Origin of the sequence: Bacillus alveayuensis (assembly GCA_030812955.1) — a bacterium.
Classification (GTDB): Bacteria; Bacillota; Bacilli; order Bacillales; family Aeribacillaceae; genus Bacillus_CB; species Bacillus_CB alveayuensis.
Genome location: JAUSTR010000011.1, coordinates 46,969 through 67,843 on the forward strand (window position 1 = coordinate 46,969; position 20,875 = coordinate 67,843).

A 20,875-nucleotide genomic window follows, 5' to 3' on the forward strand; every position below is an offset into this window, starting at 1 on the left:
CCGTCATACCCTTTCACATTATATCAAAATTGCCACCGCCAAAAAATGACCGTCTCTTCCTTGATTCTGTCCAATAGGAGAAATACAGTCCAATTTTTGTCGAATACGATCCAACTTCTGTCGAATACGATCCAACTTCTGTCGAATACGATCCAACTTCTGTCGAATACGATCCTTCTGTCGAATACGATCCAACTTCTGTCGAATACGATCCAACTTCTGTCGAATACGATCCAACAATCATCACCATATGAAAAAAAGCTGTCTAAAAGTTGACAGCTTTTTACGATTTCTCTAATCCATCTTTTGAATAAATGCGATCAAGTGCCATTGCATAAGCATCGTTCCCATAGTTTAAGCAGCGCTTTACACGGGAAATCGTTGCAGTGCTTGCACCTGTTTCGGTTTCAATTTTATGATACGTATTTCCTTCACGCAACATTCTCGCAACTTCAAGCCGCTGCGCTAATGATTGAATTTCATTTACTGTGCAAAGGTCATCAAAAAAACGATAGCATTCCTCTAAATCACGTAAGGAAAGAATGGCCTTAAATAATTGATCCAATTCTTTGCCACGCAACTTATCAATTTGCATATAGCATTCTCCTTTTCAAATTTTGGATATGAACAATGCCTGATGTAGATCGGGAACTATGTTGATCCATGTGTGACCTGGAACAAATGGTATGATTTGCCCGTCTTTGTACGGAAGGATACGTCCACTCTCGTTTTCCCAATTGACTTCCAACATTTTACCATGCTGAAATAAATATCCCTTTCCACCAGAGTGAATATCAACACTTCTCCGACCATAATTATCAATAATTTGATGCTCCATTTCAACTACGAAGATGTTATCTAATAAAATCGGTTCTTCCGTTTCACGATCGATCGTTAATTCTCCGTCGCTGTACCGTTTATATCTTTCTAATTCAGTATCATATACATATTGAACGGTCCAGTTTTCATTATGACCATATTTGACAACAAATTCAGGCATTGTATCGCCGTCAATTTTATCCATATCATCCTCTGCTAAAAAGGTTAATGGTGCAACATTGTCTGTCATTTGATAGCCTTTTCGTTTTGCCCCTTTTTCTATATTTTGATAGGAGATATAAGAATTGTGCGGAGCTTTGCGCTCTTTATCACGCCAAAACAAAGTTCCATCATGAAAAAGTCCGTTTAAATAGTCAGCTTCCCCCGACTCAAGCTTTTCTTTTGCACTCGGGCTCCAGCCATGACTCACATATAAAGCCTTGTATCCTTTACTTAAATCAATATAATAGTCTCTTGCACTGCGAACAGGACCAATAATATCCGGCTGTTCACTTTGATAAATGGCTAGAAAACGCGTAATGTTCCCTTCCGCGAGCACTTCATAAACGATGTCTGCTTTATGCAAGCCCGATTGCGGTCTTGCCTTTGGATGATTATTAATCATGACAGCAAAGGGGCGCTTTTCAATACCACCTTTTGCTGGTAATCCAGTGAAAGGCGCAAGAACAATATTTTCCTGTTTCTCCTCTTGCTCTACAACCTTTTCCTTGTCCTCCTCAGTTTGACCTGTATGATTCGAACACCCTATTAAAACGGCAAAAGATAAAAAGGAAATGCTTAACAATAAACGCTTCATATATTCACAACCTTATTGTTTTATCCCTTTTATATTTTAACGCATTATTGATGGAAAGAGTACCGTTTTTTTCATGACATCATAAATTCCATCAGGCGTAATTCGAATATACGGTAAGTGGGTTGAAGATAAAAAGAGCAATGTATAAATGACATCTAAAAATGGATATCCACGCTCACGCATAAGGCGATCTAACGTTTTCTCTTCTTCCATTATTTCTAAAAAGCTTTTGGCTGACGCGACTCCATTTATATGGAGCGGTATTTCATGTAAAACCTCTCCGTTTTCCGTTAATACAATGCCGCCGCCAATTTCTTTTAAACGCTGAAACGCTTTCAAAATATCATGCTTATCTTTGCCGATTAATAAAATATCACCCGTTGTTGAATATGAGCTTGCAAACCCTTTTACAGCTTTTGCGAATCCTTTTAACATTGTATTAATTCGCCACTTGCCATTTTTATCAATTAACACAAGAAAGCTTTCATCGTGATCTAGTGATAATTCATCAATTGAATTATCGAGAGTAATGGAATACGGTTCCATAATCACCGCATTTCGCATTTTTAGTCCCATCGGCATCGAAAATTGCAAATCATCCATTGTTAATTCCCACTCAAGATTTAAAGGTTTAATGCCATACTTGTTCCAGTTCACTTCAGGAAAAGGATGTGATAATTCATTTTCTTTTTTAATCCATTTCCCTTTTGCTAAAACAGAAACAGGATGCGGGTTTTCTTTTGATTCAAGAATATTAATGGACGCAATTCTTCCCGGAGCGATCACACCGATGTATGAATCTAATTGAAAATATTTCGCAACATTATACGTAGCCATTTTATATGCTTCAAAGGCAGGTACTCCTTGATTGATGGCGATTTCAATCAATTTATTAATCATTCCATCTTGATAAAACAAAGGAGTTGATCCATCTGTCGTAAAAAACATTTCATCAAACCGCTTAATTCCTAGCTGTAAAATATCTGTAAGCAACGTTTCTAAATCCGGACGAATCGACGAATGACGCAGCGAAACCGTATAACCACTTTTTAGACGTCTATACACCTCTTCACCCGTAATCGCCTCATGATCACTATCGATACCGCACAACTTCATTTTCGTCAATGTTGCTTCGGAAGCACCTGGAAAGTGCCCTTCAATTCTTTTCCCCATCTTTTTCGTTTCATTAATCCATTGTAAATAAAGATCATCCCCACCGAGAAGCCTTGGCCAACCCGTTAACTCGCCTCCTTGAATAACTAATGGATGTTCAATCCATTGCTTCATAATATCAGGTGCGATCATTTCGTTTTCTTCTCGCATTTCCGTTTGTAAATCATAGCGAGCCCACCAGAAAAATTGAACGGGATGTAGTTGCAAATCATCGATGAAAGAAAACGCTTTCTTTTTATTGAATTGTAGAAGCAATAATAAATTATCACATACTAACGTAGTTGTTCCCGTTTGCGATACATACTTTGCTAGTGAATGGGGATTATATAACTGAAATGGGTGAGCATGCGGTTCAATATAACCAGGCACTAAATACTGTCCTGAACAATCATATATTTCCGTGCCCTCCGTTATTTCTGGCTCTTTATCGCCAACATAAATAATGCGGTCTTGGTATATCCAAATATTCCCTCCTACCCATTTATTTAAATACGGATGCAAAAACATCGCATTCTTTAACCATAATGTAGGTGCTAATTTATTTGAAGCGACAGCAATATGATCGCGTATTTCATGAGCTTTCCAAAACGCACGACCAAGCATAACCTATTCCTCCTAAAATATTTCATTTCTTTATATGTTAACATATGAACAATATTAACGCATTAAAGATTTTTACAGATTTTTGAACTTGCATCTGTTTGTTTATACAAAAAAATTGAGGTGATTTTGATGATTAAACAAAATATTGGTATTGTTAATTCCTTAGTTCGAATTACATTCGGTTTAACTATGTTATGCTGGGCTTGTGCTAAATATGTAAAAACACCATGGCGAGATTCGCTATTGCTCGTTATTTTCGCCAGCGCTATGAAAGTCGGCGAAGGAATTTTACGTTTCTGCCCAATCACGTTTATGTTTGAAAACTATCAAGAAGAGAAAAATGAGGAAAAAGAAATATCTTTCAATCCTTCGTAAATGATTTGAAGGGACTGTCTTTGGGGTTAAACCCCTTTTTGACAGCCCCTACATACTTTGGATGTTCTAACTTTAAGCGTTGCCACACGATGTGGCGTTTTTTAGCAGAAGTTCCTAATCTTTATAATAAAAGGAGTTGTTCAGATGATTTGGGAATATTTAACCGATATGTCCTTTGTCCTCGCTATATTAATCGGAAGCATTGTTGCTTTACTGTTTGTATTTATACGAAAAAAGAGAGGCTCTGAAAGTTAATCGGATAAAGCACGGTAACCGATATCTTTTCTGTAAAATAATCCGTCCATTGGAAATTGATCCATTTCCTTATACACGTTTTCTTGCGCCTCTTTTAACGTCTTACCAAAGGAAGCTACAAGGTATACACGGCCTCCGTCAGAAAGGAATTGGCCGTTTTCCTCTTTTGTTCCCGCATGAAAGATTAAGTGATCCTGCTGCGATGGTTCCAGTTTGCCTAATGGAATTCCTTTTTTATAACTTCCTGGATAACCTTCCGAAGCAACCACAACCCCTAAAACAGCTTTGTCATCCCACTTAAGCGCAACCGGTTCTTCCTTTAGCACGCTTAGCAATACTTGGATAAGGTCCGATTGGAGACGCGGTAAAACAACTTGTGTTTCAGGATCGCCAAAACGCGCATTAAATTCAATGACCTTTGGCCCGTCTGTTGTATCAATTAATCCAGCGTATAAAATACCGGTAAAAGGTCTCCCTTCCAACTTCAATGCTTTAGCAACAGGCTTTAAAATAGTTTCGATCGCCTCACCCACGATCTCTTGTGAAATTTGCGGCACAGGAGAATAGGCGCCCATTCCCCCAGTATTTGGCCCTTTGTCACCTTCGAATGCACGTTTATGGTCTTGGGCAATAACCATCGGATAAACCTTTTCCCCATTCACAAAGGCCATAAGCGAAAATTCTTCCCCTGTTAAAAATTCTTCAATTACAACCTTTTGACTCGCTTCCCCAAATTTATCTTTTTCTAAATAATCATATAATGTTTCAATCGCTTCTTCTTTTGTCGCCGCAACGACTACCCCTTTACCTGCTGCTAAACCATCTGCTTTAATCACAATTGGAGCGCCTTGTTCCTCGACATATTGTTTCGCCTGTTCAAAGCTTGTAAATGTTTCATATTTGGCAGTTGGAATGTTATATTTTTTCATTAAATCTTTCGCAAAGGCTTTACTTCCTTCAATCTCAGCTGCTTCTTTTGTCGGGCCAAATATCGTCAAACCTTCCTTTTGAAACGCATTGACAACTCCATTTATGAGCGGCACCTCAGGTCCAACAATGGTTAAATCAATATTTTCCCGTTTGGCAAATTGAATGAGCTGTTCTGTATCGTTTTCTGATATTTGAACTGTTGTCGCAATCGATTTCATTCCGTCATTTCCCGGTGCAACATACACTTTGTCAACGAGTGCGCTTTGTGCAGCCTTCCAAGCAATAGCGTGTTCTCGTCCTCCTTTACCGATAATGAAAACGTTCATGAAAGACACCCCCTTTTTCTATCAAATATATTAATGTTTAAAATGGCGTACACCTGTAAAGACCATGGCGATTCCATATTCATCCGCTTTTTTAATTGAATCTTCATCACGAATAGAGCCGCCCGGTTGAATAATTGCCGTAACACCTGCTTTTGCAGCTTCTTCCACTGTATCTGGCATTGGGAAAAAGGCATCTGATGCAAGGGCTGCACCTTTTGATTTTTCTCCAGCCTGTTCAATGGCGATTTTGGCAGCACCAACACGGTTCATCTGTCCTGCACCAATGCCAATCGTCATTTCATCTTTGGCGAGCACGATGGCATTTGATTTGACATGCTTAACAACTTTCCAAGCAAGCTTTAAGTCTTTCCATTCTTCCTCACTTGGTTCGCGCTTTGTAGGAATATGGATTTCAGCATCATCTAATGTAAAACGATCTTCATCTTGAACAAGTAAGCCGCCATGTACAGATGTCAGCTGCTTTTCAGGTAAAGAAGGGGCATTTACATCAATCGTTAAAAGCCGTAAATTTTTCTTGCTTGTTAAAATCTTTAACGCTTCCTCACTGAAGGATGGAGCGATAATGATTTCTAAGAAAATTTCATGCATTTTTTCAGCAGTCGCTTGATCGACTTCACGATTTAAGGCAACAATACCACCGAAGATAGACGTTGGATCAGCTTCATACGCTCTCGTATAAGCTTCTAAAATGGTTTCACCTGTTCCAACACCGCATGGGTTCGTATGCTTGACAGCAACTGCGGCTGGATCCGAAAACTCTTTGACAATTTGCAGTGCTGCATCAGCATCTTTTATGTTGTTATAAGAAAGCTCTTTTCCGTGCAATTGCTTAGCTTCTGCAATGGATCTTTTAGGTCTGATTGGTTTTTGATAAAATGTTGCTTTTTGATGAGGATTTTCCCCATAACGCAACGATTGTTTTTTCTCAAAGGTAACCGTAATGCTTTCCGGATCTTCTTCAGCATTTTGCTTTGTTAAATATTCTGCTATTAGAGCATCGTATGCTGCTGTATGACGGAATACTTTTGCGGCAAGCTTCATTTTCAATTCTTGGCTTACTTCTTTCTTTTCTTTTAGTTCTTGCAAAACGGTTTCATAATCAGCTGGATCAACAACGACGACAACATCTTGATGATTTTTCGCAGATGCCCTAAGCATCGCTGGGCCGCCTATATCAATATTTTCAATCGCCTCTTGGAATGCGACATCCTCTTTTGAAATCGTTTCTTTAAAAGGATATAAATTGACAACGACTAAATCGATCGTTTGAATGTTATTTTCGGCAAGCTGCTGCATATGCTTTTCATTATTACGTACAGCTAATAACCCTCCGTGAATAGCAGGATGCAACGTTTTTACACGGCCATCCATAATTTCTGGAAAACCAGTTACCTCTGAAATACCAATGACATTTACTTCATTTTCCTCCAACAGCTTTTTCGTACCGCCTGTTGAGATTACTTCAATCCCTAGCCCAACTAGCTCTTTCACAAACGGGACAATATTTTCTTTATTTGAAACACTAACGAGCGCACGTTTGATTGCCATTATTTCACCTCATTTGTTTTCGTTTATCCATTGTTGAATGATTTCAGGATAAAAAGTATGTTCCACTTGATGTATTTTTTGAGCCAATGTTTCAGCATTATCTACTTCTGATATTTCAACAGCTCTTTGTGCAATAATAGGGCCTGTATCCATTCCTTCATCAACATAATGGATCGTAACCCCAGTAATTTTCACCCCTGCTTCCAATGCTTGTTCAATGGCATTTTTACCAGGAAAAGATGGAAGCAATGATGGGTGAATATTCATGATCTTTCCTTGATATGGTTGAAGTAATGTAGGCCCAATTAATCTCATATACCCTGCTAAAACAATTAAATCGATCTCATATTCTATTAATTGTTGTAATATATCTTTTTCAAAATGCTCTTTGCTTTCATAACTTTTTGGATTAAATACAAAAGAAGGTATTTGGGCGTTTTTAGCACGTTCAATTACTTTTGCTCCTGGCTTATCACATACTAATAACGCTAAGTGTGCTTTCAATTTTCCTTCTTTTATATAATCGACAATGGATTGAAAATTGGACCCGTTTCCAGATGCGAATACTGCAATTTTTTTCATTCTAATTTGCCCCCACCAAACGTGATGCCATGGCCTTTTTGAATTCGTCCGATAATATAAGCTTTTTCTCCGCTTCCTTCCAGCACTCGAATGACATCATTTAATACACGATCTTCCACGACAAGAACGTAGCCAATTCCCATATTAAACACTTCAAACATATCTTTTTGTGAAAGGTTTCCTTTTTCTTGTAAAAACGTAAAAATAGAAGGAATCGGCCAAGACCCGAAATCAATTTCTGCTCCTAGCCCTTCTTTCAGCATTCTCGGAATGTTTTCAAAAAAACCGCCGCCTGTAATATGGGCCATTCCTCGAATTTCATACTTTTTCAAAACGTTTAACACCGCACGTACATATATTTTCGTTGGTTTCAAGAGCTCCTCACCAAGCGTCTCCGTCAATGGTTCATAGCGTTCATGTAAGTTTAATTGATGCTGTTCCAATAAAATTTTACGAACGAGAGAAAAGCCATTGCTATGAATCCCGTTTGATGCTAGACCAATGAGGACATCGCCTTCCTTGATATTCTCTCCCGTTACCATTTTCGATTTCTCAACAGCACCAACAGCAAAGCCGGCAATATCATATTCCTCTTCATCATAAACACCTGGCATCTCAGCGGTTTCCCCGCCAATTAACGCACATCCCGCTTCTTCACAACCATCCGCAACACCTTTAACAATTTGTTCGATTTTTTCAGGAACAGCTTTTCCAACCCCTAAGTAATCGAGGAAAAACAAAGGTTCTGCCCCTTGAGCTAAAATATCATTAACACACATTGCAACAGCATCAATACCAATCGTGTCGTGTTTGTCCATCATAAAAGCTAGCTTCAGCTTCGTTCCTACCCCATCGGTACCTGAAACTAGTACTGGCTCTTTATAGTCAAGAGCAGACAAATCAAACATACCGCCAAATCCGCCAAGTCCACCGATTACACCTGCACGATTCGTTTTCGCTACATGCTTTTTCATTCGGGAAACTGCTTCATAGCCGGCATGGATATCAACTCCAGCATCTTTATACACCTTGGACATAATACTCCTCCTTGAAGCCCTAAAAAGTCAGAGCTTAATCATTCATCCTTAACCTTTTTCATGTGGTAGAACGGTATCTTCATATATATCGGTTGGATATTTCCCAGTAAAGCACGCCATACATTGTCCTCGAAACTCTCCGTCGGATGTACGTCCAATTCCTTCTAATAGTCCTTCTTGGCTTAAAAAAGCAAGGCTATCAGCACCAATGGCTTGACGAATTTCTTCAATAGTATGTGAGGAGGCAATTAATTCTTCATGTGTCGATGTGTCAATTCCGTAAAAGCAAGGGTTAGAGATCGGTGGTGAACTGATTCGAACATGAACCTCTGTTGCTCCTGCCTCCCGAAGCATTTTAACAATTCGTTTAGACGTTGTACCTCGAACGATCGAGTCATCAACCATCACAACTCGTTTCCCCTCAACCACTTTGCGGACAGGTGAAAGCTTCATTTTCACTCCTTGCTCACGAAGCGACTGCGAAGGTTGAATAAACGTGCGGCCTACGTATCGATTTTTAATTAATCCTAATTCATAAGGAATTCCTGATGCTTCAGCATACCCGATTGCTGCAGAAATGCTAGAATCTGGTACACCTGTTACAACATCGGCTTCAACTGGTGATTCAAGCGCTAGCCTTTTCCCAAGGTTTTTTCTTGCTGTATGAACATTAATGCCTTCAATGTTGCTATCTGGCCTTGAAAAATAAATGTATTCCATCGTACAAATGGCCCGATTGATATTTTTCGAAAAACGTTCACTTATTAAACCTTCATCGCTTATAATCAAAAGCTCGCCTGGCTCAACATCTCGTTCATACTCCGCACCAATGACATCAAATGCGCAAGTTTCTGATGCGACGACATATGCATCGCTAAGACGTGCAATCGATAAGGGACGAAGACCATGAGGATCTAAAGCAACCATTAATTCTGTTTCCGTCATGATTAGAAAAGCATAAGCGCCTTTAATCATTTGCAAGGCATTTTTCACTTTATCTTTTAATGAAAAAAAACCGCTTCGTTTGATTAAATGGGCAAGTACTTCCGTATCAGAAGTTGTTTGGAAAATACTTCCTTGATTTTCAAGCTGGTGCTTAAGCCCAGAAGCATTGACTAAATTACCGTTATGCGCTAAGGCAAGGCTACCATTTTGCGAACGAAATAAAAGAGGTTGAACATTCGCATATCCCCCACCACCTGCAGTTGCATAGCGAACATGTCCAATCGCTGCTCTGCCTTGTAATTCATATAGTTGTCCTTGCCCGAAGACTTCTGTCACAAGGCCTAACCCTTTATGCCCTGTTAATGTCTCGCCATTTGTAACAACAATGCCTGCTCCTTCTTGACCGCGATGCTGTAAGCTATGCAATCCATAGTAGGTGATTTGGGCGGCATCGGGATGCCCCCAAATCCCAAATACTCCACATTCTTCATTTAACCCCTTGATTTCAGCAAGCATGGGATAGCTCCTTTCCATGCACGTGTAAGCTCGTCAATAGATGCCTTGATGAGCTCTTCTCCCGATTCGTGCTTAATAAGTAGTTCTCCACTGTTCGTCACTTTCCCAATAAGTGTTGCCTCTACGAATTGTTCAAACTGTTCTTTGTTTTCTTCTTTTACGGACACAATGAATCTTGATTGCGTTTCGCTAAATAATTGTGCCAGCTTGTCACCACTTAAGACGACATCGACACCAAGTGTGTTTGACCCCATTAAGCATTCAGCTAAAGCAACGGAAAGACCGCCTTCCGATACATCATGCGCTGATTGAATCAATCCTTTTTTAATCGCTGTTAATATTTGCTCTAAACGGCTCATTTCAACATTTAGATCAATAGAAGGAGCTTTGCCAAAAATCTTTCCTTCTAATAGTTTTTGCAGCTCGCTTCCAGCAAACTCTTGCTTTGCCTCACCTATTAAATAAATAAGATCTCCTTCATTTTTGAAATGCTGTGTTGTGATATGAGCCATATCTTCAATTAAACCAACCATTCCTACAACAGGTGTTGGGTAAACAGCTGTACCGTTTGTTTCATTATATAAAGAGACGTTGCCGCCAATCACTGGCGTATTCAACATGCGGCACGCTTCACTCATTCCATCAACGGCTTTTTCTAGCTGCCAAAAAATATCTGGCTTTTCTGGGCTTCCAAAATTTAAACAATCTGTAATCGCAAGTGGTATTGCACCAGAACAAACAATGTTTCGCGCCGCTTCGGCAACAGCGATTTTCCCACCTATTTCTGGATCTAAATAAACATATCGTGAATTGCAGTCTGTGGTCATGGCAAGTGCTTTGTTCGTGCCACGAATTCTCAACACCGCTGCATCTGATCCTGGAGCTACAACGGTATTCGTACGCACCATGTAGTCATATTGATCATAGACCCATTCTTTGCTAGCAATGGTTGGTTGTTTCAATAAGTCCACTAATGTTTTCTTATAGTCTGAAACTTCCGGAATATAATTTTCCATCTCTTGAAATTCACGATAATATTTTGGTTCACTAGAAGGTTTATGATAAACAGGTGCCTCTTCTGCTAAAGCATCTACTGGAATTTCGGCGACAACTTCTCCTTTATGGAAAAGACGAAGCATTTTATCATCTGTTACTTTTCCAATCGCCACTGCTTCAAGTCCATATTTTTTAAATAAATCGATGACCTCTTGTTCACGCCCTTTTTTAATGACTAGAAGCATCCGTTCTTGAGATTCAGAGAGCATCATTTCATACGGAGTCATTCCTTCTTCACGCTGTGGGACTAAATCAAGATTCATTTCAATTCCTGAACCTGCTTTACTTGCCATTTCAGAAGACGAACTTGTAAGACCTGCCGCCCCCATATCTTGAATGCCTACTAGTGCATCTGATTGAATAACCTCAAGGCATGCTTCAAGCAGCAGCTTTTCCATAAATGGATCTCCTACTTGTACAGCTGGACGCTTTTCATCCGATTCATCTGTTAGTTCTTCTGAAGCGAAGGTGGCGCCATGTATGCCATCACGTCCTGTTTTCGCACCGACATACATAACGGTATTACCGACACCTTTTGCTTGCCCTTTTTTAATGTCTTCATGATTAATTAAGCCGACACACATCGCATTTACAAGTGGATTGCCTTCATAGGATGGATCAAACTGAACTTCTCCACCTACTGTTGGAATACCGATACAGTTTCCATATCCGGCAATACCAGCCACCACTTCTTCAAACAAATATTTCACACGAGGTGATGTTAATTCACCGAAGCGCAACGAGTTTAATAGAGCGATAGGACGAGCTCCCATCGAGAACACATCACGAATGATACCGCCAACCCCTGTCGCAGCCCCTTGATATGGTTCAATAGCTGACGGATGGTTATGGCTTTCAATTTTAAAAACTACTGCTTGGTCATCGCCTATATCAACAATTCCGGCCCCTTCACCAGGTCCTTGTAATACACGTTCGCCTGTAGTTGGAAACTTCTTTAATACAGGCTTTGAATTTTTATAGCTGCAGTGCTCAGACCACATGACTGAAAAAATTCCAATTTCCGTATAATTCGGGAGGCGTCCTAATATGTTTTCAATGAGGGAGAACTCGTCATCACTAACTCCCATTTGTTGATATAATTTCTCTTGTTTAATCATTTCTGGACTTGGTTCAAGCATGAGTGACATGAGCTTCCCTCCAATTTTTTACGATTGATTTGAATAATTTTAAACCATCGGCACTTCCTAAAAGCTCACTTACTGCTCGCTCTGGATGAGGCATCATACCTAATACGTTGCCACGCTCATTGATAATACCGGCAATATCTCGTAAACTTCCATTCGGATTGTTTTCATACGTAAACACTATTTGGTTATTTTCGATTAATTTTTGTAAAGTTTCCTCATCACAATAATAGTTTCCTTCACCATGTGCAATCGGAATGGTAATCCGTTCTCCTTGTTCATACTCTGTTGTAAACATCGTTTGATTATTTTCAACACTTAATTTTACAGGTCTACATATAAATTTTAAGTTTTGATTTCGACGCATGGCTCCTGGTAAAAGGCCTGCTTCTAATAATATTTGAAATCCGTTGCAAACACCGAGTATTGGCTTCCCTTCATTTGCCGCTTTCACGACTTCTTTCATGACATTCGCAAACTGGGCAATGGCTCCAGAACGTAAATAGTCTCCATAAGAAAAACCGCCTGGCAATAAAATCCCCTCAAAACGGCTTAAATCCGTCGCATCATGCCAAACGTATTCTACTTCTTCGCCTAGCTCATCTTTAATCGCATGATACATATCGACATCACAATTGGACCCTGGAAACACTAGAACCGCAAACTTCACTTTGTGACTACCTCCTCTAATTCATAACGGTAGTCTTCAATCACTGGATTAGCTAAAAGCTTCTCACACATTTCTTTTACAATTTCATCGATGTTGCGGTCTGATTTTTCGATTAATAGTTCCATGTACTTTCCGATTCGTACATCTTGAACTTCCTCAAACCCTAGTGAATGTAATGAGCTTTTCACAGCATTTCCTTGTGGATCTAATACACTTTCACGTAATGTTACATATACTTTTACTTTGTACATGGAACTGTACCTCCTAATCGTTTTAAAATTTCCGTATAAGCATCTGTTAAATTGCCAATATCACGTCTGAACACATCTTTATCGAGCTTTTCATTTGTTTTCGCATCCCAAAGACGGCACGTATCTGGGGAGATCTCATCTGCTAAAAGAATCGTTCCGTCTTCTGCTACACCAAATTCCAATTTAAAATCTATTAGCCTTACTTCCCGCTCCGCAAAATATTTCGTTAAAATATCATTGACCTTTAAAGCGATTTCTTCCATTTTCGCTAATTGTTCCTTTGTCGCAATTTCTAATAACTCGATATGAGCTTGATTAATAAACGGATCTCCTAAATCATCGTTTTTATAGTAGTACTCAATAATAGGCTTTTTGATCTCTATTCCTTCTTTAAGTCCAAGACGCTTTGATAAACTTCCGGCTACAACATTGCGAACGACAACTTCTAACGGAATAATGGATACTCGCTTTACTAATTGCTCACGAGACGAAATACGTTGAATAAAGTGGGTAGGAATCCCTTTTTCCTTGAGCATTTCAAATAGTAGACTGGAAATTTCATTGTTTAAAATGCCTTTCCCGTTAATCTCCGCTTTTTTCTCACCATTAAAGGCGGTTGCTGAATCTTTATAAACGACGTATAAAACATCGTTTTCATTAGTTTGATAAATTTTTTTTGCTTTTCCTTCATATAATAACGGCCCTTTTTGAATGTTCATGACAGAGCGCCTCCCAAATACGGAATATTAAGAAATTTATTTCATGAAAAGAGGTAAGGACTCTTACCTTACCTTTATTCTGTTAAGCCGCAGCGTTCGAAAATCACATCAACATTTTTCAAATGATATTGATAGTCAAAGCAGTCATCAATTTGTTCTTTTGTTAGCCGCGAAGTAATTTTCTCTTCTGCCTCTATGAGTTCACGGAACGGTACTTGACGCTCCCAAGCCTCCATTGCCTTTGGCTGTACTAAATCATACGCTTCTTCACGCGTCATACCCGTATTAATAAGGGCTAAAAGTACACGCTGTGAATAAATTAGGCCTAACGTTTTGTCCATATTTCTCTTCATGTTTTCTGGGAATACCGTTAAATTTTTAACAATATTCCCAAAGCGGTTAAGCATATAGTTCAAGGCAATCGTTACATCTGGTAAAATAATGCGCTCTGCAGATGAATGCGAAATGTCGCGTTCATGCCATAGAGGCACATTTTCATAGGCTGTTAACATCATGCCGCGAACGACTCTAGCCATACCAGTCATATTTTCAGAGCCAATTGGATTTCGCTTATGCGGCATTGCTGAAGACCCTTTTTGCCCTTTCGCAAAAAATTCCTCCACTTCACGTGTTTCACTCTTTTGCAAACCACGAATTTCAACCGCAAATTTCTCTATGGAAGTCGCAATTAATGCAAGTGTACCGACATAATCAGCATGACGGTCCCGTTGTAAAGTTTGCGTGGAAATTGGGGCAGGCTTTAAGCCAAGCTTTTCGCAAACATATTTTTCAACAAACGGATCGATGTTGGCATATGTTCCAACAGCTCCGGAAATTTTCCCAACTTCAATGCCTTCTTTTGCTCGTTTAAAACGTTCTAAATTTCTTTTCATTTCTTCATACCATAGTGCCATCTTTAAGCCAAATGTTGTCGGCTCAGCATGGACCCCATGTGTACGTCCCATCATGACCGTATATTTATGTTCAATCGCCTTGTTTTTCAAGATTTCTATAAAGTTTTCAATGTCTTTCAGCAAAATTTCATTTGCTTGCTTTAATAAATAAGATAAAGCCGTATCTACTACATCTGTTGACGTTAAGCCGTAGTGCACCCACTTTCTTTCTTCCCCTAACGTCTCTGATACCGCACGGGTAAAAGCCACTACATCATGTCTTGTTTCTTCTTCAATTTCTTTAATACGCTCGATATTAAAGGACGCCTTTTCTCGTATTTTTTTGACGTCTTCTTTAGGAATGACTCCCAATTCTGCCCATGCTTCACAAGCTAAAATTTCCACCTCAAGCCAAGCTTTAAAGCGATTTTCCTCTGTCCAAATCGCACCCATTTCCGGTCTTGTATAACGTTCGATCATCTCTTTTTAAATACCTCCGATCTTTATTTCCCCCAAATATTTGACTCATCTATTACTTGTAATACATCTTCAATCTCTGTTGTAAAAAAGGTGATATGTCCCATTTTCCGATTTTCTTTTGCTTCTTTTTTACCGTACAAATATAGTTTTCCTTTTCGCAGTATATCGTCCTCTTTCATCACCCGTTCGATATGCTGACCTAATATGTTGACCATGACGCCTTCGTGCAGCATGGATGTTGGGGCTAACGGCAGACCACAAATAGCTCGAACATGTTGCTCAAATTGTGATGTTTGGCATAAATCCATCGTATAATGTCCAGAATTATGTGGACGAGGGGCTAATTCATTAATATAAATGTCGTCATTTGTTACAAACATTTCAACCGCTAATGTTCCAATGAGACCTAAATTTTCAGCAACCATAATAGCCAAATTTTTTGCCTTTTCTTTTAAAGAATTTGATATTCTTGCAGGAACAATACTTTCATGAAGAATGTTGTGAACATGAATGTTTTCAGCAACAGGAAACGTTGTCATTTCCCCTTTCACACTTCTCGTAACAATAACGGAAATCTCCTTTTCAAAAGGGATCCATTTTTCTAGAACACATCGTCCTTGTTGTAATAACACTTTCGCTTGTTTCGCATCATCGAAAGCTTTAATCACCCATTGTCCTTTGCCATCATATCCGCCACGACAAGTTTTAAGAACACAAGGCAGCCCTATTTCTTCGATCCCTTCTTGTAATTGCTGTTCTGTTTCAACGACTTTATATAGAGCGACTTTCGCACCAGCTTGTTCAATTCCTTCTTTTTCCATTTTGCGATCTTGTGTAATGGACAATAGTTTGCTGCCTTGTGGCAAATAAGCATGCTCTTCAAGCCAATTTAATGCTTGATAATCGATATTTTCAAATTCATACGTAATTACATCACTAATTTCCGCAAGCTTTTGTATAGCATCTAAATCGTCATAGGATGCCGTAATTTCTATGTCGCTTACTTGGCCACACGGGCAATTTGGTGTTGGATCTAATACAGCTACGTTATATCCCATGTTTTTTGCGGCAATCGCCATAAAACGACCAAGCTGCCCCCCGCCGATGATTCCAATTGTTTGCCCTGGCAAAATCGTTTTATACAAGTTGATCACTGCTTTCTAAAACGGTTTCCTTCGTTTTTTCTCTCTGTTCCTCTAGCTTCTTTTGAATTTTTTCATCTGTTATAGACAAAATTTGTGCCGCTAACAATCCCGCATTTTTGGCCCCTGCTTTTCCAATCGCAACAGTCGCAACTGGAACTCCGCCTGGCATTTGTACTATCGATAATAACGAATCGAGTCCATTTAACGTACTTGATTTCACCGGAACTCCTATTACAGGAAGAGTGGTTTTCGCTGCAACCATACCTGGTAAATGAGCTGCTCCTCCTGCTCCTGCAATGATAACCTTTAAACCACGATCCCGAGCCGTTTCCGCATATTCAAACATCCAGTCAGGAGTTCGGTGTGCAGAAACGACTTTTTTCTCATATGATATGTCCAACGAATCTAACACTTCACATGCATGCTTCATTGTCTCCCAGTCTGACGTACTTCCCATAATGACGCCAACGATTGGCTTCATGTTGTTCCCCCTTTAACAATTAATTCCAGTTTTAAATATATGAAAAAAAACTGATTGCTTTCATACAATGTTTTTTTGAACAGAACGGACATTTAAGGGGTAAAATCCTTTTAGTTTGCAAAAGTGTTTAAAAATAGTAAATGCCCGCTCTGTATTTTTCCCTCATAATCATGGAAAGTAATACAAACCGGGCATAGAACACCTATCAATGCTCAATGACTGGTATAATTTATTACTTTCCCTCATAGTCCAACGATTTACGGTCGTCGGGTAGAGACTTTTGGGCCATATTCCCAAGATTATATGAGGTACTGGTTTATAATTTTGTTCATCTTCATATTAACAATGATGTTAAATATCTGTCAACGATAAAATCGAACAATATTTATTTTTGTTTTATCAATGTTCGTCTTTAGGTTAGCTTTCCTTCAAAAATTGTCTTTTTTCCACAAGGAATAATCTCTTTTTTACCGTTTATGATTTCTTCTTTAAAAATAGGCTCTTCCACTCTTCTGACAGGTATATACCCATCTTTTTTCATTCTCTCTAAGCAATCGGTGATTGTTTCGTTCTCGGAAACTTCATATTTGCGCTTTTTCGTTTTTTTCGTCATCGTTTCTAACTCCCTCCATGTTGCAGCATGTCTATTCGTTCTTTTTCTTGTAAAACGATTAGAAATTTATACTGTTTTTAGATAGAGTTTGTTTCATCAGTTCGAAAACATCTTCTAATGGAAGCAACTCTCGGCCTTTGGAAATCATTGATTGAACTCTCATTCCATACCCTAAGATTGTGAAAAATGCTGAAACTTTATAAGCATCTAATTCACCAGGGATAATGCCACCTTCTTGCCCTGATTTGATCCAATTGACGGATAGTTGAAAGAGTAGCTGTTGGAAATCTTGGAGTATTTGTTGGTCTTCCTCCTTGTTTTGATGACTTAATAAATAAAAAAAGATTTGATTTGATACACTAGTTTTAGAATGGATAAACGTTTTTAGCGTTTGACGAAATTCATGATAGGGAGTTTAGGAATTATTCTAGGCGGGATCTGTTTACTGATCACATTAGCTGGTGGAGCAATTGTACTTCCTGAAGGAGACTTATTGAAAGCCGTATCGTTTAACCTTGCCATCGGGACATTTATCATGACGACAGCAATCATATTGCCTTTTGTACCATCTATTGCTTCAATTGCATTCTTTTTTCTCATGTTAATATGGCTTACTTTGTTTTTCATATTCTGCGGGAACGTTGTTAAAACTAGAAAAATAAAATGGTTAAATGCATGGCAAACAAAAGAAATCGACTTTAAGCAAACAAAATGAGTTCATTCCTATACGAGCGGAATTTTTGAAACATAGTGGCTTTTATTCTTCATTACTTATGATTAAGGGGAACCTGTTTATGGTCGTACGGAAAATCAAACATTAGACTTTCACCTAGCTCAACTACAATTCGTCTTACAACGTGAAAAAGTGATCAAAAATAATTTCACTATTTAAAAATACGAACTGCCAATCCATACACCCTACAACTCGCACCAAAAACCATTAATATATGGGAACTTTAGATCTATTGCACATACACAAATGGTCTTAATCTCAACAACAAAACATCAGCTGGCTCAGAAAGATCATTTTCGATGATCTTTTGAGCCAGCCTTTTCCTTCTCGAACCTATTAAATAGAAAATAAGAAATGTCATTGTCTATCTCTTGTTGGTTTAAAAAGACTTTCCGTAACTAAAAAATTCTTCATTACGAAAATGGATATTGGCGAGGTTGTTTTTGAACAGAAACCCATTTTACTGTTGTAAATTCATCAATAGCCCACTCACCACAATAACGTCCTAATCCAGAATATTTTTCTCCACCAAACGGAACATTCGGTTCTACATTTATTGTTTGATCATTCACATGAATCATGCCAGTTTTAATTTTTCTGGCGACCTGAACTCCTCTTTCTAATGAACTAGAGAAGACAGCTCCACTTAACCCAAAAGGAGTTCCATTGGCTACCTCTATTGCTTCTTCTTCATTTTCAACTGGGATAATGACAGCAATAGGTGCAAATACTTCATTTTTTGCAGCTGCCATATCATTTGTCACATCTCCAAGAATATATGGGGAAATGAAATTACCTTCCACTTTCCCTTCTTGAATTAATGTAGCCCCTTCTTTAAGTGTTTGTTCTACTAACTCAATGGCTCTATCAACTTGTTTTCTATTAATCATTGGGCCAATAACCGTGTCATCTTCAAATGGATCTCCAACTTTTACAGACTGAGTGGCTTCTTTGAATTTTTCCACAAACGGTTCATAAAGTTTTCGATCGATAATAATGCGATTGATTGCGATACATATTTGACCTGAATGCATATATTTACCAAATGCTGCTGCAGATACTGCCTGATCAACATCAGCATCATCAAGGACAATAAAGGCATTATTTCCCCCTAATTCAAGCGCTGGTTTTTTAAGGTGTTTTACAGCTAACGATCCAACATGTTGCCCTGCTTTTGTTGACCCTGTAAAAGAAATAACTTCAGGAATAGGGTGCTCGACAAAGTAATCACCGATATCTTCAAGATCCGCTACCGTTACATTCAACACACCTTGTGGAAGCCCAGCTTCTTCAAAAATTTTCGCGATCATGAGTCCTCCGGAAATAGGTGTTTGAAAATCTGGTTTCAATACAACACCATTCCCAGTTGCAATAGCTGGTGCAACGACACGCATAGTTAAATAAAATGGCCAATTCCAAGGCGTAATGGCTCCTACGACACCAATTGGGTCACGATACACACGGTTTTCTTTTCCAGGAATGAGAGATTCACGAATAGAACCTTCCATTTGCAATGGATATTTTGCTGCTTCCTTTACATCCGCAATGGTACAATCAACCTCAACATTCGCTTTTAATTTTGTACTTCCAGATTCTTTTACAAGAATTTCAACAATCTCTTCTCTCTTTTCCTCGATAAGTTGAGCAGCTTTTTCTAATACACGAATACGTTCATATGCAGAAGTTTGCCCCCAGCTCTTTTGTGCTCTTTGTGCTGTTTCATACGCTTCATTAATATCTTCTTTACTTGCATAGTTAAAGGTGACAAGCACTTCATTATTGTATGGATTGGTCACCACACATTCTCTAGCGCTAGATCCAAATTTCCACACACCACCAATAGGCATCTTTTTCCATTCAGAAAATTTTTCAACTGTTTTGACTTCTGACATTCGCCATTCCTCCTAATAAAATTTCCAAGTTCACTCGAAAAGGTTTCCCTTTACCATAAGTAACAGCAGCTTATGTTAACAGCCATATTCCCATCAAAACAATCTGTAAACGCTTACATTTTTAAATTTAATATAAATTCGGAATATTTTGTTTAGATATTTTGCTTTTTTATTTTTAAATATTTATTCATATCTTTAATTATTTACAGAACAAAAGCACAGGGCGTTCGCTAAAGCGGCGTACAAACTAAGACCTTTCAGTAGGAGATAAAGGAAACTCAGGCGATCATTGAGTCGATGTTGACTTATCGTACAGATGAAATGGGAAGTTGGCTAGCTGCTAACGCCCGGAGCTAGACAAAAAACCAACGATGAACAATGTTGTCCACAAGTAGTAATTTTATAATTTCCAAAACAATGAAAAAAGAGTAGCTTCTTTGCTACTCTTTTTATGGTGCCTGGCAGCGTCCTACTCTCGCAGGGAAATCCCCAACTACCATCGGCGCTGAAGAGCTTAACTTCCGTGTTCGGTATGGGAACGGGTGTGTCCTCTTCGCTATCGCCACCAGACATGATCGGCTTGTGATAAACGTCGGATTTCTTTGTCAGCTTCGTTTGAAATCATCCTCATGTACTATGGATGTACACTCCGGTGATTTCTACTCGCTTCCTCGAACTCCTCGTTTCTCCCAACCCTCGAAAGGTTGAGATGTTCATGTTTCATCCACATTGAGAGACAATGAATAAATAAATTGTTCTCTCAAAACTAGATAACGCGTCATTCACTGAAATACGCTTCCGCTTTTGTCCAGCTCCAGCGCCTAGCCTCTTGTGTCGCTTCGGTCCTGCT

21 protein-coding genes, 1 rRNA gene and 1 riboswitch are annotated in these 20,875 nt (G+C 38.9%); of the genes, 3 read left to right on the forward strand and 19 right to left on the reverse strand.

Annotation, left to right across the window (positions count from 1 at the left end; genetic code table 11):
* Positions 1-13: 13 nt before the first annotated feature.
* Genes J2S06_RS11455 through J2S06_RS11470 form a run of 4 tightly spaced genes read right to left on the reverse strand, consistent with a single transcriptional unit; the run spans position 14 to position 3,412 of the window.
* The gene (locus J2S06_RS11455; protein WP_419152374.1) at positions 14-250 is read right to left on the reverse strand and encodes a hypothetical protein; all 237 of its coding nucleotides are present in this window, start codon (positions 248-250) and stop codon (positions 14-16) included.
* 33 nt (positions 251-283) lie between these two features.
* The gene (locus J2S06_RS11460; protein ID WP_044894264.1) at positions 284-595 is read right to left on the reverse strand and encodes a YerC/YecD family TrpR-related protein; all 312 of its coding nucleotides are present in this window, start codon (positions 593-595) and stop codon (positions 284-286) included.
* A gap of 15 nt (positions 596-610) precedes the next feature.
* On the reverse strand, positions 611-1,636 hold the full coding sequence (locus J2S06_RS11465) for a DUF3048 domain-containing protein (RefSeq protein WP_419152375.1): 1,026 nt from the start codon (positions 1,634-1,636) through the stop codon (positions 611-613).
* A 36-nt stretch (positions 1,637-1,672) separates the two neighbouring features.
* The gene (locus tag J2S06_RS11470; protein WP_419152376.1) at positions 1,673-3,412 is read right to left on the reverse strand and encodes an adenine deaminase C-terminal domain-containing protein; all 1,740 of its coding nucleotides are present in this window, start codon (positions 3,410-3,412) and stop codon (positions 1,673-1,675) included.
* 129 nt (positions 3,413-3,541) lie between these two features.
* Here J2S06_RS11470 and J2S06_RS11475 point away from each other — a divergent pair, with 129 nt between their 5' ends.
* Both J2S06_RS11475 and J2S06_RS11480 read left to right on the forward strand, forming a co-directional pair.
* Positions 3,542-3,787, forward strand: coding sequence for a YgaP family membrane protein (locus J2S06_RS11475; RefSeq protein ID WP_044894266.1), 246 nt, complete (start codon positions 3,542-3,544; stop codon positions 3,785-3,787).
* A gap of 144 nt (positions 3,788-3,931) precedes the next feature.
* Positions 3,932-4,042, forward strand: a complete 111-nt coding sequence (locus J2S06_RS11480; RefSeq protein ID WP_419152377.1) for an EYxxD motif small membrane protein — start codon at positions 3,932-3,934, stop codon at positions 4,040-4,042.
* On the opposite strand, the gene purD is transcribed toward J2S06_RS11480, so the two are convergent.
* The 13 genes from purD to J2S06_RS11545 form a co-directional block, all read right to left on the reverse strand.
* Positions 4,039-5,298, reverse strand: a complete 1,260-nt coding sequence (gene purD, locus J2S06_RS11485) for a phosphoribosylamine--glycine ligase (protein WP_044894267.1) — start codon at positions 5,296-5,298, stop codon at positions 4,039-4,041. The two genes, J2S06_RS11480 and purD, sit on opposite strands and share 4 nt — an antisense overlap.
* A gap of 30 nt (positions 5,299-5,328) precedes the next feature.
* Positions 5,329-6,867, reverse strand: a complete 1,539-nt coding sequence (gene purH / locus J2S06_RS11490; RefSeq protein ID WP_419152378.1) for a bifunctional phosphoribosylaminoimidazolecarboxamide formyltransferase/IMP cyclohydrolase — start codon at positions 6,865-6,867, stop codon at positions 5,329-5,331.
* Between the two features lie 9 nt (positions 6,868-6,876).
* On the reverse strand, positions 6,877-7,449 hold the full coding sequence (purN, locus tag J2S06_RS11495) for a phosphoribosylglycinamide formyltransferase (protein ID WP_044894269.1): 573 nt from the start codon (positions 7,447-7,449) through the stop codon (positions 6,877-6,879).
* Entirely contained in the window at positions 7,446-8,486 is a 1,041-nt protein-coding gene (gene purM, locus J2S06_RS11500; protein WP_419152379.1) for a phosphoribosylformylglycinamidine cyclo-ligase, read from the reverse strand. Before purM ends, purN begins: the two co-directional genes overlap by 4 nt.
* A 48-nt stretch (positions 8,487-8,534) precedes the next feature.
* Positions 8,535-9,947: an amidophosphoribosyltransferase gene (gene purF / locus J2S06_RS11505; protein WP_419152380.1), complete on the reverse strand. Its 1,413-nt coding sequence runs from the start codon at positions 9,945-9,947 to the stop codon at positions 8,535-8,537.
* Positions 9,923-12,151 (reverse strand): phosphoribosylformylglycinamidine synthase subunit PurL, encoded by a 2,229-nt coding sequence (gene purL / locus J2S06_RS11510; protein WP_044894272.1) that lies wholly within the window; start codon positions 12,149-12,151, stop codon positions 9,923-9,925. Before purL ends, purF begins: the two co-directional genes overlap by 25 nt.
* On the reverse strand, positions 12,135-12,818 hold the full coding sequence (purQ, locus tag J2S06_RS11515) for a phosphoribosylformylglycinamidine synthase subunit PurQ (protein ID WP_419152381.1): 684 nt from the start codon (positions 12,816-12,818) through the stop codon (positions 12,135-12,137). The genes purL and purQ overlap by 17 nt, the downstream gene beginning before the upstream one ends.
* Positions 12,815-13,069 (reverse strand): phosphoribosylformylglycinamidine synthase subunit PurS, encoded by a 255-nt coding sequence (gene purS / locus J2S06_RS11520; RefSeq protein WP_044894274.1) that lies wholly within the window; start codon positions 13,067-13,069, stop codon positions 12,815-12,817. The genes purQ and purS overlap by 4 nt, the downstream gene beginning before the upstream one ends.
* Positions 13,057-13,788: a phosphoribosylaminoimidazolesuccinocarboxamide synthase gene (purC, locus tag J2S06_RS11525; protein WP_419152382.1), complete on the reverse strand. Its 732-nt coding sequence runs from the start codon at positions 13,786-13,788 to the stop codon at positions 13,057-13,059. Before purC ends, purS begins: the two co-directional genes overlap by 13 nt.
* A gap of 74 nt (positions 13,789-13,862) precedes the next feature.
* A complete protein-coding gene (gene purB / locus J2S06_RS11530) occupies positions 13,863-15,161 on the reverse strand; it encodes an adenylosuccinate lyase (protein ID WP_044894276.1) in 1,299 nt (432 codons plus the stop codon).
* Positions 15,162-15,184: 23 nt separating this feature from the next.
* On the reverse strand, positions 15,185-16,315 hold the full coding sequence (purK, locus tag J2S06_RS11535; protein WP_419152383.1) for a 5-(carboxyamino)imidazole ribonucleotide synthase: 1,131 nt from the start codon (positions 16,313-16,315) through the stop codon (positions 15,185-15,187).
* Positions 16,299-16,787 carry a 5-(carboxyamino)imidazole ribonucleotide mutase gene (purE, locus tag J2S06_RS11540; RefSeq protein WP_044894278.1) on the reverse strand — a complete coding sequence of 163 codons (489 nt, stop codon included), beginning with the start codon at positions 16,785-16,787 and terminating at the stop codon, positions 16,299-16,301. Before purE ends, purK begins: the two co-directional genes overlap by 17 nt.
* Positions 16,788-17,012: 225 nt before the next feature.
* Positions 17,013-17,114, reverse strand: a riboswitch (purine riboswitch).
* 85 nt (positions 17,115-17,199) lie between these two features.
* Positions 17,200-17,400: an NETI motif-containing protein gene (locus tag J2S06_RS11545; RefSeq protein WP_419152384.1), complete on the reverse strand. Its 201-nt coding sequence runs from the start codon at positions 17,398-17,400 to the stop codon at positions 17,200-17,202.
* Between the two features lie 391 nt (positions 17,401-17,791).
* On the opposite strand from J2S06_RS11545, the gene J2S06_RS11550 reads away from it, so the two are divergent.
* Positions 17,792-18,115 carry a hypothetical protein gene (locus tag J2S06_RS11550; protein WP_419152385.1) on the forward strand — a complete coding sequence of 108 codons (324 nt, stop codon included), beginning with the start codon at positions 17,792-17,794 and terminating at the stop codon, positions 18,113-18,115.
* Between the two features lie 431 nt (positions 18,116-18,546).
* Here J2S06_RS11550 and J2S06_RS11555 read toward each other — a convergent pair whose 3' ends face one another.
* A complete protein-coding gene (locus J2S06_RS11555) occupies positions 18,547-20,025 on the reverse strand; it encodes an aldehyde dehydrogenase family protein (protein WP_419152386.1) in 1,479 nt (492 codons plus the stop codon).
* Between the two features lie 456 nt (positions 20,026-20,481).
* Positions 20,482-20,595 (reverse strand): 5S ribosomal RNA (rrf, locus tag J2S06_RS11560).
* Positions 20,596-20,875: the final 280 nt, after the last annotated feature.

Excerpts from the sequence above, each read along its gene's own strand:
- J2S06_RS11455 (WP_419152374.1), bottom strand. The coding sequence starts at position 250 with ATGGTGATGATTGTTGGATCGTATTCGACAGAAGTTGGATCGTATTCG.
- J2S06_RS11460 (WP_044894264.1), bottom strand. The coding sequence starts at position 595 with ATGCAAATTGATAAGTTGCGTGGCAAAGAATTGGATCAATTATTTAAG.
- J2S06_RS11465 (WP_419152375.1), bottom strand. The coding sequence starts at position 1,636 with ATGAAGCGTTTATTGTTAAGCATTTCCTTTTTATCTTTTGCCGTTTTA.
- J2S06_RS11470 (WP_419152376.1), bottom strand. The coding sequence starts at position 3,412 with ATGCTTGGTCGTGCGTTTTGGAAAGCTCATGAAATACGCGATCATATT.
- J2S06_RS11475 (WP_044894266.1), top strand. The coding sequence starts at position 3,542 with ATGATTAAACAAAATATTGGTATTGTTAATTCCTTAGTTCGAATTACA.
- J2S06_RS11480 (WP_419152377.1), top strand. The coding sequence starts at position 3,932 with ATGATTTGGGAATATTTAACCGATATGTCCTTTGTCCTCGCTATATTA.
- purD (WP_044894267.1), bottom strand. The coding sequence starts at position 5,298 with ATGAACGTTTTCATTATCGGTAAAGGAGGACGAGAACACGCTATTGCT.
- purH (WP_419152378.1), bottom strand. The coding sequence starts at position 6,867 with ATGGCAATCAAACGTGCGCTCGTTAGTGTTTCAAATAAAGAAAATATT.
- purN (WP_044894269.1), bottom strand. The coding sequence starts at position 7,449 with ATGAAAAAAATTGCAGTATTCGCATCTGGAAACGGGTCCAATTTTCAA.
- purM (WP_419152379.1), bottom strand. The coding sequence starts at position 8,486 with ATGTCCAAGGTGTATAAAGATGCTGGAGTTGATATCCATGCCGGCTAT.
- purF (WP_419152380.1), bottom strand. The coding sequence starts at position 9,947 with ATGCTTGCTGAAATCAAGGGGTTAAATGAAGAATGTGGAGTATTTGGG.
- purL (WP_044894272.1), bottom strand. The coding sequence starts at position 12,151 with ATGTCACTCATGCTTGAACCAAGTCCAGAAATGATTAAACAAGAGAAA.
- purS (WP_044894274.1), bottom strand. The coding sequence starts at position 13,069 with ATGTACAAAGTAAAAGTATATGTAACATTACGTGAAAGTGTATTAGAT.
- purC (WP_419152382.1), bottom strand. The coding sequence starts at position 13,788 with ATGAACATTCAAAAAGGGCCGTTATTATATGAAGGAAAAGCAAAAAAA.
- purB (WP_044894276.1), bottom strand. The coding sequence starts at position 15,161 with ATGATCGAACGTTATACAAGACCGGAAATGGGTGCGATTTGGACAGAG.
- purE (WP_044894278.1), bottom strand. The coding sequence starts at position 16,787 with ATGAAGCCAATCGTTGGCGTCATTATGGGAAGTACGTCAGACTGGGAG.
- J2S06_RS11545 (WP_419152384.1), bottom strand. The coding sequence starts at position 17,400 with ATGACGAAAAAAACGAAAAAGCGCAAATATGAAGTTTCCGAGAACGAA.
- J2S06_RS11555 (WP_419152386.1), bottom strand. The coding sequence starts at position 20,025 with ATGTCAGAAGTCAAAACAGTTGAAAAATTTTCTGAATGGAAAAAGATG.